Raw genomic sequence first — 12983 nt, 5'->3', positions numbered from 1 at the left:
ACAAATCCTCCTTATTTGGCGGCCATGCGCAATGCACCGTCGAGACGGATCACCTCGCCATTGAGCATGCTGTTTTCAATGATATGCCTGACCAGCCCGGCGTACTCGGCGGGTTTGCCAAGACGCGGCGGAAATGGCACGCCAGCGGCCAGGGAATCGCGGACTTCCTGGGTCATGCCGGCCATCATCGGTGTTTCGAAAATGCCGGGGGCGATCGTCATGACACGGATGCCGAAACGCGCCAGTTCACGGGCAGCGGGCAAGGTCAGGCTGACAATGGCGCCTTTGGACGCCGAGTAAGCCGCCTGGCCGATCTGGCCGTCGTAAGCCGCAGCCGAGGCGGTGTTGATGATCACCCCGCGCTCGCCATCGGCATCCGCTTCGGTCTCGGCGATCGCCGCTGCCGCAAGGCGCAGCATGTTGAAGCTGCCAATCAGATTGACGTTGATCACCTGGCTGAAACTGGCCAGCGCGTGCGGACCGTTCTTGCCGAGGATTTTCTCGCCGCGCACGATGCCGGCGCAGTTGACCAGACCGTTGAGGCCGCCAAACGCCTTGACCGTCGCCTGCACGGCGGCTTCGGCCGCCGCTTCGTCGCTGATATCCGCCACCACGCTGTGCGCACCCAGGCGTTGGGCCTGGGCTGCAACGGCTTCGGCGTTCATGTCCACCAGCATCACTTTCGCACCGGCGGCAACCAGCACCTCGGCGGTGGCGGCACCGAGGCCGGAAGCGCCGCCGGTGACGATAAAAATCTTGTTCTCGATCTGCATCATTGTTTCCCTGGGTTCAAGCTGGAACGTTCTTCGCCGCAGCCTCTTGAGCCTTGGCGATTTCCTGGTTGCGCAAGATAAAGCGCTGCAATTTGCCGCTTGGGGTTTTCGGCAATTCGCTGACAAATTCGATTTCACGGGGGTACGAGTGCGCCGCCAGGCGCTTGCGCACGTGCTGGCGCAGCTCTTCGGCCAACTCGGGGGCGGCGCGGTATTGCGCGCTGAGCACGACGAAGGCCTTGACCAGTTCGGTGCGCTCCGGATCGGGCTTGCCAATCACGGCGGCCTCGATCACGGCCGGGTGTTCGATCAGCGCACTTTCCACATCGAACGGACCGACCCGGTAGCCGGACGTAGTGATCACGTCATCGCTGCGCCCGACGAAACTGATGCTGCCATCCGGGTTCCACTCGACGGTGTCGCCACTCAGGTAATAGTCGCCGACAAAAGCCTTGGTCGGCCCGCCTTCGTAGCCGGCGAACCAGCACATCGGCGATTGGCTGCGGTCGATGGCCAGAATGCCCGGCTGGCCTGTGCCCAGTTCCTTGCAGTCGTCATCCAGCACCACAATGCGATGGCCCGGTGAGGCGAAGCCGGCGGCGCCCAGGTGGATCGGGTGCTCGAGGCCGTGATGGTTGCACAGCACCATGCCCAGTTCGGTCTGGCCGTAGTGATCGTGGATGACCACGCCGAGGTTATCGGCGAACCAGCGGATCACTTCCGGGTTCAGCGGCTCGCCGGCACTGCTGACGATACGCAGTTTGCCCTTGATCGATCTGGCGAACTCCGCGCCGCCGGCAATCAGCAGACGGTAGGCCGTCGGCGAACCGGTGAGGTTGGTAATTCCGTACTTGTTGATCACCCGGCAGGTGCTTTCGAGGGTAAACGGGCCATCGTAAAAAGTGATCGGATGCCCCATGGCCATCGGTCCGGTGACACCGAAATAAATACCGTAGGCCCAACCCGGATCGGCGACGTTCCAGAACGCGTCTTCCGGGCGCAGATCCACGGCATCGCGGGTATAACTCTGGAACGCAACGATGGCCTTGAGCGGCACCGACAATGCTTTCGACGGGCCGGTGGTGCCCGAGGTGAACATCAGCAGAAACGGATCTTCCCCGGTCAGCAGCACCGGTTCGCAGTCGGCGGAAAAATTGGCCAGCTCGGCCCAGAAACTGAAATCGCCACGAACCAGGCCTTGCCCTTTCGGACCGGTGACGGTCACCGTGGTCGGGCAATCGGCGACCTCGGCAAGTTTCGGCCGGTTCACCGCATCGGTCACCACCACTTTGGCGCCAGAACAGCTCAGGCGGTGCTCGATGGCTTTGGGACCGAACGCGGTAAACAACGGTTGATAAACAGCGCCGATGCGCCAGGCGGCGAACACGGTGATCAACAATTCGATATTGCGTGGCAGCAGGCCGGCGACCTTGTCGCCTTTCTTCACGCCCTGGGCCAGCAGGAAATTGGCGAAGCGCGCGGCCTTGTCCTGCAGTTCGGTGAAAGTGTAAGCCGCGCTGGTGCCGTCGCGCCCTTCCCAGAACAGCGCAATGCGCCCCGGCAAGGCATGCCGGTCGCAGCATTCGACACAGGCGTTGAGAGCCGTCAGGTCGCCTGCGAGCGCAGCGTCGACGGTTTGCTGATAATTGAACTGAGAAGTAGCGGACAAGTAATCGCGCATTGCCAGAATCCCTCTGTGTTTCTTATTAGGTTGGGGGAACCGTAATCAACAGGGAAATACTCGCTCTGCGCGGGGTGTCGGGCAATGGTCAAAGTTATCAAGTTGCCTGACTGGTTTGGCCAAAGCCCTCAGGCATCAGCACGTGAAGCGCACCCCCGGCCTGGCGCGCTCGTCCACGGTCAGCTCGAAGACATCCGGGCGAGCGTAATGACCGACCACGTCATAGTCGTAGCGGGCGCGTATCAGGTCGTCGGTATCGATTTGCGCGGTGAGCAGGCCGGCACTATCGCGCAATGGTCCGGCGAGAATGTCGCCCATGGGTCCTACAATCACGCTGCCGCCAGCGATCAATGGCCGATCCGCCGGCCAGTTGGCGATGTCCAGGCCCAGGGCCTGGGGCGATGCCTGGACCTGACAGGCGCTGACCACGAAACAGCGCCCCTCATGGGCGATGTGACGCATGCTGACCTGCCACATCTCTCGTTCGTCCACGGTCGGCGCGCACCACACCTCCACGCCTTTGGCATACATCGCCGTGCGCAGCAGCGGCATCATGTTTTCCCAGCAAACCACCGCAGCGATGCGTCCGACCTGGCTGTCGATCACTGGCAGCGTCGAACCATCGCCCTTGCCCCAGATCAGCCGTTCGGTGCCGGTGGGCATCAGCTTGCGGTGTTTGGCCAGCAGCCCGGCCTGGGGATCGAAGTACAGCGCGGTGCAGTACAGGGTGCTGCCGGCGCGTTCGATCACGCCGATCACCAGATTGGCTCCGGTGCGTGCGGACAGCGCCGCCAATGCCTCGGTTTCCGCGCCGGGCACGTCAATGGCATTGGCAAAATAGCGGGCAAAGGCTTCGCGTCCTTCCGGCAGGCGATAGCCCAGTTGCGTGCCAAAGCCCTCGCCTTTGGGATACCCGCCCAGCAGCGCTTCGGGCATCACCACCAACGCGGCACCGGACTCGATGATTGCGTTTTCATAGGACAGGATCTGTTCCAGGGTGTCGGCCTTGCCACCAGGCATGGCGCCGATCTGCAGGGCAGCAACGATTGATTTGGGCATCTCGAAAACTCCATTCACATCGGGTGTTGCTCATTCTCCAGCGCCACGTGATCATCAATAAAGACCGATTGACTGCTGAATGATATGAGCCAAATGAATATCACCGACATCGACCTCAACCTGCTCAAAGTCTTCGAAGCGCTGCACGAAGAGTCCAGCGCCAGCCGTGCCGCCTTGCGCCTGGGCGTGACGCAATCGGCAGTCAGTGCGGCCTTGCGGCGGTTGCGCGAGGTGTATGGCGATCAACTTTTCGTGCGCACCGGGCGCGGACTGGCGCCCTCGCTCAAGGCCAATCAGCTCAAGCCAGTGGTCAGCGATGCCTTGGACAAGTGCCGGCAAAGCCTGGCGATGGTCGATCCGGCCGCGCAACAGTACGAAGGTCGCTCGGTGACTGTGGGGATGTCGGATGATTTCGAAATTGCCTACGGCCGGCGGCTGATCGAAGAAATCGCCCGCCGCGCACCGAAGTTGCGGTTGATATTCCGCCAGACCCACAGCCAGATCGTCGCCCAGGCATTGATGGAGCGCAGCATCGACCTGGCGATTGCCGCGGGCGGGTTTGCCGAGCGGCTGCTCAGCCGCCAGGTGTTGGGGGAAGGCGGATACCTGTGCCTGGCAGACCCGTCGAGCCTGGTCGCGGGCCAGCAGAGCATCAGTCTTGAAGAGTTTGTGGCCCGCGAACACATTCTGGTGTCGTCCGGCGGTTTTATCGGGATTACCGACGAGGGACTGGCGGCGCTGGGATTGAATCGGCGGGTGTGCGCCTCGACCACGCACTTTGCCGCGCTACCGCACTTGCTCAAGGGCAGCCAGGCCGTGGCGACCATACCGGCCCATGCGGCGCAAAGCATCGCAACGCTCAGCGGACTGGCATTGCTGCCCTGCCCCCTGGCGCTGCCGCGGTACCCGATCGAGCTGGGTTGGCGCACCAGCACGCAGCTCGATCCGCTGGTGTTGAAAGTGCGTGAAGCGATTGTCGCGAGTTTCGCCTGACGACCGAGGTTACTTGTTGGCCGCCATCAGGCGATTGACTTCGCTGCGCACCATGTTGGCGAGTTCCGGGGGTGACATGCCGTCCAGTTCGGCGCGAACCCATTCCGCCCACTTGCCTTTGCGCTTGGCCCGTTCGCCAAACAACCGCGCGGCCTCACCCTTGGCTTTGCCCAGGTTGTTTTGCCAGAGTTCGAACAGACGGGATTTCTCGTCTTCCAGCGCAGCGCGCTCGGCGAGGGGTTTGTCGGCCAGATTGAAGCTCATGGGAATTTCCTGCTGCGTAAAATAGGCGACATCTTACACTGTAGGACGAAATGTCCTGCGCCGGTTTTTCAGCAAAATGGCCTCCCCAGGCAAAATAGCTGCAACTTTTCCGACGACGGCAAACTCCATTGTTCACTGTCCACTCACCTGCAAGGAGTAGTTCAATGGCCCGCAAAACCAACGCGCAAGCCGCCGAAGATCAAATCAAGGATCCAGGGGGCGTTCTCAATTAGTTTCCCCGCCGCGTTGTGCCTTAAAGCGAGTCAGGCAAGGCGCAGGCCGCTGGGAATGGTTGTTCCCTTTCCAAGGCCTGCAACGCAGCCTGACCCGCTTTAAGGCACAACCCGAAGGGCCGGGCCTGCTGTTGTGCAGGGCTGTGTTGCTCGAAGCTTATTTGGAATGACCAAACCACGCTTCTCGCGCCTTGCCCTGCACAACAGCAGACCCGGCGCGGCGGGGAAACTAATTGAGAACGCCCCCTGGCATTCAGCGAGCTACAAGCACTGATCGAAGAGTCGGAAAAGCTGCTGAAAAACAGCGCCTCACTGGTCGGTGAGGAAGCGGAGACCCTTCGCGGACAGATCGCCCTGAAGCTCCAGCAGGCCGGGGATTCGGTGTCCCGCGCGCGAGACCGGACCCTGCCCGCGGTCGAGGCCACTGAAACCTACATCGGCGGACATCCATGGCAAACCGTGGCGATTTCCGCCGGGTTTGGTCTGGTGGTGGGATTGTTGTTGGGGCGGCGGTAAATACTGGCAAAAACTGAACCCTGTGTGGGAGCGGGCTTGCTCGCGAAGGCGGTGTGTCAGCAACCAGGATTTCGGCTGACACCACGCCTTCGCGAGCAAGCCCGCTCCCACAGGTTCCATACCCAGGCCGACAGAGTCAGACGCCCGCCAGCTCCCGCAGGTTCGCCAGCGTCCGGGCATCCAGCTCAATGCCATTGACCTGCGACTTGGCGCGCTGATGATGACGCCGGTCACCCGGCAGACGCTTCAGGCCGACACCGTGCATTTGCCGCACCAGTTCCTGGCTGCGTTCGGCAAAACTTTGCCCGGCGGCCTTGCTCGGATCAATGACGATAAGCAATTGGCCAGTCCAGGGTGTCTTGGCGCCGGGGTGGTCCTTCCAGTCGAATTCGAAGGAAAAATTGCCGCCGGTCAGTGCCGCCGCGAGCAACTCGACCATCATCGACAACGCCGAACCTTTGTGCCCGCCAAAAGGCAACAACGCGCCGCCCTCGAGAATCGCTTTCGGGTCGGTGGTCGGCTGGCCGAGACTGTCCACGCCCATCCCTGCCGGCAAGCGTTCGCCCTCGCGTGCGGCAATTTGCACATCGCCATGGGCGATGGCACTGGTGGCCAGGTCGAAGACAATCGGTCCGCCATCGGCCCGCGGCGCAGCGAAGGCAATCGGGTTGGTGCCGAACAGTGGCCGGTCGGCGCCGTGGGGCACCACGCAGGTCATGCTGTTGACCACGCTCAATGCCACCAGGCCCTCATCGGCGAAGGGTTCGACATCCGGCCACAAAGCCGCGAAATGGTGCGAATTACGGATCGCCAGCACCGCAATGCCGGCACTTCGGGCCTTCTGCACCAGCAACTCGCGTGCCGCCGCCAGGGCCGGTTGCGCAAAACCGTTATTGGCATCGACCCGCACAAACCCTGAGGCCACATCTTCGACCACCGGAACGGCCTGGCCATCGACCCAGCCGCTTTGCAGCGTCGAAACATAACCTGGAATCCGGAATACCCCATGACTGAGGGCACCATCGCGCTCGGCACCGGCACAGTTTTGTGCCAGCACCCTGGCAACGTCGGCCGACGTGCCATGACGCAGGAAAATCTTCTCCAGCAAAGCGCTCAGCGCCTGGAGTGACAGGTGTGATGAAACCGCGGTAGACGCGTGATCGTGTGGCGCAGACATCTGAAGCTCCAGACTGATTATTGGAGGGAACAACAGCGTACAAAGACCCGCCGATTAACAACGCGCGGCGAGCGACCTGTCAACCTTTCGCTCAGCGTCGTTCGCGTTTATCGGTGTCACAAATGTCCGCGCCCTGTGCGTTAGCTATTTACCACCTGGGTCAATGCACCGGCTTTTAGTCTCGATGCTCAACCCACAAGTGCCTTTGAGTGGCACCTTGAACGAGACTCGACGATGTCTACACCTGTAACTCCGCTGTTTTTCCCCCAGGCCCTGTCGATGCCCGGCCTCTGGCGAGAACTGGGCAAAACCCACGGGCTGACGCAAAAGGATTTCCAATGGTTCAGCCAAATATCACTGGCGAGCCAGGCCCTGCGCGATAGGCAGACGCCACCCATGCTGGCCAAAACCATCCAGCTGAAAATACCGGGACTGGAACCTTTGCCACTGGCTGGCAGCTTCCTGCTGACCGCGACGCCGGATGACAACGGCGTGATTCTCTACACCCCGTACGGCGGAATTCAGAAATTCGCCAACCGTGCGGCCCTTGCCGAAGAGCTGGAGACACAACTCAAGAATGCTGGCGAAGGCGACGAATTGCTGGCCTTCATGGCGCTGTCACAACGCAAGGCCGTGGTGGCGGCCGGCGAAATCGAACTGGACTTTCAAACCATCGAAGGTGACGTGTTCGAAGATCAGCGCACCAGCGTCTCCAACTGCCAGCAACTCAATGACAAGGCCTTGCTCGACGAGCTCAAAGCGCTGCCGTCCCTGAAGTCGCTGCTTGAGGCATTGCTGGACCGACAGTTGGCGACGTCTTTCCCCGGCCTGGATCAGAGCCAGACCCGAGTGAACTTCTACCTGACGACAACGCCAGAAAATGCTGACGAAAGCCATTCGACGCAACGCTGGGTCAACTCCCTGTCCCTGAGTGAAGCCGTACTCCTGCGCTATCGCCATCAGCGTTGGCCGTCCGGGCAGGTCCATGAGTTTTCCCATCCCCGAAAGTCCCCGGCAAAAGATGACCAGGGACACTGGGAAACTGCGGTCACGACAGTCTCGCGCAAGCTGGCCAGTCTGCTGGTCGGGCAGCTCGAACACTATTGGAACGCGGCGAGCGCCGATGGTGTATCGCGTCGCGAATTCTTCAACCGGGCCATCGCCGATCAGTTTCGAGTGCAACTGCTGCTCAAGCGCGAAGCCGAGATCATTACCCCGGAGCAAAGCCGCGATCTGCACGCGCTGATCTCGACGGCCAGCCCAACAAAGGTATCGATGACAATCGAAACCGTGCGCCTGTGGGAATACCAGGCCAATTATGTGGAGTTGGCCGGCTCACTGATGCTCAGCGCCAGCCAGGCATTTCTGTACACGCCCACCGAAGGCTTGCAGGTGCTCAAGGACTATCCGGACTTGCGCGACACCATACTCGGCAAGTTCAGCGCGGCCGGTCACGAAGATGAACTGTATGGCCTCCTGAGCCTGGATGAACGCCAGCGATTCATTGGCTTTGATCGGCCGAATGTGACCGGAGAAGTGATCTCCGGCAGGATCTTCGGCAAACTCTTCGACACCATCGTCACCAAGCAACTGCAGAACATGGAGTACGCCCTGCATGTGTTTCGACACAGTGACGGCAACGTGGACATCCACGCCCTGTTCGACAAGGCGCTGGATATCCGCTCGATGATCAGTGAGCGCCTGCTGACGCTGGAGACCGACGGACGCTGGAGCACGCGCCCCGTGTTATCCGGCGATCAGCACCCCTCCACGGTGCTGGCCGACAAGGCGGCAGCTTTCATCAAAACCTTCAGCGACATCGAAACACTGATCAACGCAGATTTTGCAGCGCAACCGGTTGCTTCTCTGGCCTTGCAACGGGTCTACCTGGAAAACATGAAACCCCGTCTGGCCCATGCACTTTCCGTTGGCATCCGTGGCGAGGCCAGTCTGCGGGTGCTCGGTGCGACACTGCGGGAGGCGGACCGGGCCATTGTCGAAACGGTCTTCAACCCGGACCAGCCCCACCGGCAAACCCGCCTGTCACTCAAGGGCTTCCGGCCCGATGCCTACTCGTTGACGCTGGAGTGTTCCGGTCAGAGGGATGTCGTGCCCCTGGCCCATTGTCTGCTCTTGACCGAGCGTGGCGGACTCGACCCCTCACATTCCGGCCGGGCGATACTGTGGACACCTGGCGGAGGCCTGGAGGCCTTTGACACCATCAGTCGTGCACGGCAAGAACTGAATCGCCGCCTGCTCGACCCGCAACAACGCCTGGCGATTCTGGAAAACCTCACCCCGGCCCAACACGCCTTTCACCAACGCTACTCGCTCGGTCCGCTGCGGCTGATTGAAGGGTCTGCATTGGAGCGGGTCGCGCAATCGTCCATCGAGCACTTTCTGGCTCGCTGCGAACAGGTACGCACTTTCGATCTGAGCGACGCGAAGAAGAAAAAAGCCCTGGAAACCCTGACCACAACGGTTTTCAACACCAACCTGCATAGAGCCACTTCGATTTCCCGCGCGATCAGCCAACAGCAGTCCCTGCCCGCCTGGCTTGGAATGGCGCCGCTGGAAGACCAGCGACTGCACCTTGAACTGCTGGAGCAATACCGCAACAGCGTTGACGAGGACAAAGACTATTTACACGGGATCGAATCCCTCAAGTCGTATGTGCATGGAACGTTGAAGTCGTTGCTCGACAGCCGCTTCCCCGCCAAAGCGCTGGACCCCGACAACATCGAAATCACCCCTGACCTGGCCCTGGCCGGCCCCGCCCAAAGCCTCACCGAGTTCGCCTTGAACCACATCAACATCGCGCAGGGCAGCGGGTTCAACGTCGGTTCGGCAAGCACCAGGGCATTACCCGAGGGACTCGACCAGAGCGCTGTGCGCCAACTGCTGCTGTCACTGAACATCGCGCAGAACTACGCCAGACAAGTCACGGACAGCTTGTCGAATCGAGCGGCCGACGTCGAAAGCCGGATGTTGCGCTTCGTCAAACAGCTGCCCTGGCAATTGCTGCAGCACGCCCACGAACTGAAACTTCAGCAACGGCTGTCCGACAGCGCTTTCGATTGCCTTCGGCAGGTGCTGGACATGCCGGACGCCACGGCCCGGGCGACTGTAGAAGGCGCACACGCCATTGCCCGGCCACTGGAGCTGATCAAGACAACCGGCGCCGCGGCCGTGAAGGCACTGGGCCTGTACCTGATTGGCCCGGGCGGTGGCAAAGCAGGCCCACAAGTGCTCTATGCCCCTTACCACCCCGGTGGCTCTCCGTTTATCGAGTTCGACAATGAGGCCGGCGTTGTCTCGGCGTTCAATACACCGGGGCCATTGCAGGACATGTTGATTCGTCGACTGCCAACCCGCGAGCAATCGCTGTTTCGCAACCTGTTCGCGTCCACCGTCGGCCAAGCGAGCGAAATCACCCTCGCCTCAAATCCCATTGATGGCAATCTGCTCACCCGCTTGTTCCATGACAACACTCAGTTACTGGTACAGATGTCAGGCAGCCAGTCGCATGCTACCGGTCAGTCGGACTGGGAGACTTTCAAGCAACTGTTCGTTTCTGGCCTCAAGCGCATCACAGGCCTGCTGCCGGGCAAGCTTGCGTATGGACAGTTTCTTTGGAACGCCTACAAGGATGCCCTGAATTCCGCTGAAGCCCTGCAGGACCATCACTGGACGAACGCATTGCGCGACTTTATCGCCGGTGCGACACAACTCGTGTCATTGGGCCGGCTGTCGCTTGACGGATGGGCTGACACGGCCGAAACGGTTGATCAGACAGCTGCCACTGCCGTGAACGCGCAACCCTGGTCACAGGTCCGGTCGACGGCACCGCTGCGTACGCGGCTGCAACCATTCGAAACCACGGTCGAACTCAAGGGCTTGACGAAAAACAGCGCTGACGGCACCTACCTCGATGTGGCGAGCAAAAAAACCTACGCCCCCATCGCCGGCAAGGTGTACGGCGTGAACAAGACCGGGGCGGTCTGGCGAATGGTCAAGGGCGAGGAAGAAGGCCCCGTATTGCTGACTGCGCCAGACAAGAAATGGCTTATCGACCCGGATCTCCATACCGTCCATTTCGGCAAGGGCATGTCGAAAATGCACAACCGGTTTGCCCATGCCCAAATCGCCAGGGATGTGTTGAACGTCGAAGCCCGGGGGATGGAAGAAATTCGTGCCAGACAGCCCGAAAAAGCCCGAATGATCGTGCAGGCCATCGACATGGCCCGTTATTACGCATTCAACAGTTTGCACAACATGGTGCAGTTGCGCAGACTCGTCCCCGGTACCCGGCTGGACAGCTTCCTCAAGCGTTTCTTTGGTGTGGGTCAGGTGAACACTGCGCTGCTCGACAAAATCAAGGACGCCATCCTCCCCATCTGCAATGCGCTGGTCGACCCCGATGAAGACTGGATGAACTCCAACCGCTTTATCGTGGGTTCAAGCCGGGCCCCACAAAGCAACATGCTCGCGTTTGTCCTGGACAAGGATCAACAGCGCAACGTGCATTTCACCGAACTGTTTTTCGATCAACGGCTCGACTGGTACAAATCCTGTCTGACTGAACCCTTCAACGTCGACGGCCACAGCCAGGCCGCCACGCTCATCCACGAGTTCGCCCATTTGTTTTCCAAGGCGGTGGACATCGCATACCTTGAAGCCCGGCGCCCCTTCAGCGATCTGGTCGCGCCGATCACGGCCTACGGCTCAGCCATGAAACAGGCTCAGATGGACTTCCAGCGAGAAGCCTTGTCGCTGGACACACCAAAAGAGGAACTGTTCGCGCGCTGGCACAGTGGCTTGCAATCCTGGATCAGTCTGGACTCGATTACGAACGCCTATCACGTCGGCAAGGCCATTCTGAAGCTGACGGGCAGCAAGACCATGGAGCAGGCACGGGAAGCATTCCTGGATGTTGAAAATGCGAACTCCAGGATCGATGTCATTTTGCACAATGCCGATTCGCTCGCGTTCCTGATCTGCGAAATGGGCCGGCAACTGGACCCGGTACCGGCCGCCTCGGCCTCTGGAACCTGATCCTGACATCACAACGCGCAGATCACCCGGATTTGCGCGGCACCTTGGTCACGACGGCACTGTATCGCGAGGCGAGGCGTTGAAAAAAAGCTACACATTGATGGTTAAATGCCATGACTGATGTTCTCGCAGGCTTTCCCCAAAGGTTAGAATGCAGGAAATCAGGATGAGCCAATGACCGAACACTCGCTCTCGGAAGCCGAATACGACGCCATCACCGATGCCGCTGCGCATTGGTGCATGCGTCTGCACGCCAATGACTGCACCGAGCAGGAACGCCAGGCGTTCGAGCAATGGCGTGATACACACCCGCTGCATGCCTTCGAGTATGAAGCGATGCTGGAGATCTGGGAGGTCGCCGGCGACTTGCCCCATCCCGAGCCCGTCGTGCCGCTGGTTCGACCCCAACCGGAAACCCCCTGGCGCCGCCTGGCCATTGCCGCGGCGATCTGTGCCCTGGCGCTGCCGCTGGCCGGTTATGGGGGCTGGCACCTGGGCTGGGTACCGAACGCGTACCAGCATTTCGAAGCCACCGACAATGTTCGAACGGTCACCTTGAAAGATGGCAGCCAGGTGGAGTTGAACCTGGGCAGCGAACTGACGTACAGCAACTACAAGGATCATCGGCAAGTCACGCTGAAAAAAGGCGAAGCCTTCTTCAGTGTCAGTCATGACACCCGTCACCCGTTCGTGGTCAAGGCCGCCGAAGGCCGGATCCGGGTGACCGGCACCCAATTCAACGTGTGGATGTATGAAGACCAGGTCAAGGTCAATCTCATCGAGGGTTCGGTACTGGTCAGCAGCAACGCCAACCTGCCCGGCGACGGTTTGCGCCTGGGCCCGGCAATGCAGGCCAGTTATCGTCAGGGCGACTATATTCCCCGCATCAGCCAGACCTATGACAATGACAGTTCGCTGGCCTGGCGCCAGGGCAAACTGGTGCTCGACGATCTGGCCCTGAACGATGCACTGCCGCTGATCAATCGTTACCTGGACAAGCCGCTGATGATCTCGGACAACAGCACCGGCTCGATTCACATTGGCGGTATCTACAACATCAAAGAGATCGACGGCCTGGTGAAGTCCTTGCCGCGGGTCCTGCCGGTCTACCTGACCCGTAACCAGAATGGCAACCTGGTGATCAACGCGATTCCGCAAAAGAGCCCGAAAAGCTGAAAAGGCCGCCACCCTTGCGGGGTGCGGCCTTCGGTATCCATTCAACGCTCCATTTC

At 60.5% G+C, this 12983-nt stretch carries 9 protein-coding genes; 4 read left to right on the top strand and 5 right to left on the bottom strand.

The features are described 5' to 3' along the window. Positions 1 to 11: 11 nt before the first annotated feature. From CAG47_RS21290 to CAG47_RS21280, 3 genes are all read right to left on the bottom strand, one after another. Positions 12 to 773: an SDR family NAD(P)-dependent oxidoreductase gene (locus CAG47_RS21290; protein ID WP_085727083.1), complete on the bottom strand. Its 762-nt coding sequence runs from the start codon at positions 771 to 773 to the stop codon at positions 12 to 14. A gap of 16 nt (positions 774 to 789) precedes the next feature. Continuing rightward, on the bottom strand, positions 790 to 2454 hold the full coding sequence (locus tag CAG47_RS21285; protein ID WP_085727081.1) for an AMP-binding protein: 1665 nt from the start codon (positions 2452 to 2454) through the stop codon (positions 790 to 792). A 135-nt stretch (positions 2455 to 2589) separates the two neighbouring features. After that, positions 2590 to 3513, bottom strand: coding sequence for a carbon-nitrogen hydrolase family protein (locus CAG47_RS21280; protein ID WP_085727079.1), 924 nt, complete (start codon positions 3511 to 3513; stop codon positions 2590 to 2592). Between the two features lie 84 nt (positions 3514 to 3597). On the opposite strand from CAG47_RS21280, the gene CAG47_RS21275 reads away from it, so the two are divergent. Then, a complete protein-coding gene (locus CAG47_RS21275) occupies positions 3598 to 4506 on the top strand; it encodes a LysR family transcriptional regulator (RefSeq protein ID WP_085727077.1) in 909 nt (302 codons plus the stop codon). 9 nt (positions 4507 to 4515) lie between these two features. On the opposite strand, the gene CAG47_RS21270 is transcribed toward CAG47_RS21275, so the two are convergent. Further along, complete coding sequence (locus tag CAG47_RS21270) at positions 4516 to 4770, bottom strand: hypothetical protein (RefSeq protein WP_085727075.1); 255 nt, start codon at positions 4768 to 4770, stop codon at positions 4516 to 4518. Positions 4771 to 5249: 479 nt separating this feature from the next. Between CAG47_RS21270 and CAG47_RS21265 the strand changes: the two genes are divergently transcribed. Further along, a complete protein-coding gene (locus CAG47_RS21265; RefSeq protein WP_085727073.1) occupies positions 5250 to 5519 on the top strand; it encodes a YqjD family protein in 270 nt (89 codons plus the stop codon). Between the two features lie 136 nt (positions 5520 to 5655). Here CAG47_RS21265 and CAG47_RS21260 read toward each other — a convergent pair whose 3' ends face one another. Further along, positions 5656 to 6696: an Ldh family oxidoreductase gene (locus CAG47_RS21260; protein ID WP_085727071.1), complete on the bottom strand. Its 1041-nt coding sequence runs from the start codon at positions 6694 to 6696 to the stop codon at positions 5656 to 5658. Between the two features lie 234 nt (positions 6697 to 6930). Here CAG47_RS21260 and CAG47_RS21255 point away from each other — a divergent pair, with 234 nt between their 5' ends. Together CAG47_RS21255 and CAG47_RS21250 are read left to right on the top strand one after the other, a co-directional pair. After that, positions 6931 to 11751: a dermonecrotic toxin domain-containing protein gene (locus CAG47_RS21255; RefSeq protein WP_085727069.1), complete on the top strand. Its 4821-nt coding sequence runs from the start codon at positions 6931 to 6933 to the stop codon at positions 11749 to 11751. 174 nt (positions 11752 to 11925) lie between these two features. Further along, complete coding sequence (locus tag CAG47_RS21250) at positions 11926 to 12927, top strand: FecR family protein (protein ID WP_085727067.1); 1002 nt, start codon at positions 11926 to 11928, stop codon at positions 12925 to 12927. The last annotated feature ends 56 nt before the right edge of the window (positions 12928 to 12983 follow it).

Origin of the sequence: Pseudomonas sp. R37(2017), from assembly GCF_002113375.1 — a bacterium.
Taxonomy (GTDB): Bacteria; Pseudomonadota; Gammaproteobacteria; order Pseudomonadales; family Pseudomonadaceae; genus Aquipseudomonas.
Note: the sequence above shows the minus strand (reverse complement) of the source record. Positions and strands in the feature narration are given on the sequence as shown.

What these genes read in the sequence shown, in the direction of transcription:
- CAG47_RS21290 (WP_085727083.1), bottom strand. Translation starts at nt 773, where the DNA reads ATGCAGATCGAGAACAAGATTTTTATCGTCACCGGCGGCGCTTCCGGC.
- CAG47_RS21255 (WP_085727069.1), top strand. Translation starts at nt 6,931, where the DNA reads ATGTCTACACCTGTAACTCCGCTGTTTTTCCCCCAGGCCCTGTCGATG.
- CAG47_RS21250 (WP_085727067.1), top strand. Translation starts at nt 11,926, where the DNA reads ATGACCGAACACTCGCTCTCGGAAGCCGAATACGACGCCATCACCGAT.
- CAG47_RS21260 (WP_085727071.1), bottom strand. Translation starts at nt 6,696, where the DNA reads ATGTCTGCGCCACACGATCACGCGTCTACCGCGGTTTCATCACACCTG.
- CAG47_RS21275 (WP_085727077.1), top strand. Translation starts at nt 3,598, where the DNA reads ATGAGCCAAATGAATATCACCGACATCGACCTCAACCTGCTCAAAGTC.
- CAG47_RS21280 (WP_085727079.1), bottom strand. Translation starts at nt 3,513, where the DNA reads ATGCCCAAATCAATCGTTGCTGCCCTGCAGATCGGCGCCATGCCTGGT.
- CAG47_RS21270 (WP_085727075.1), bottom strand. Translation starts at nt 4,770, where the DNA reads ATGAGCTTCAATCTGGCCGACAAACCCCTCGCCGAGCGCGCTGCGCTG.
- CAG47_RS21285 (WP_085727081.1), bottom strand. Translation starts at nt 2,454, where the DNA reads ATGCGCGATTACTTGTCCGCTACTTCTCAGTTCAATTATCAGCAAACC.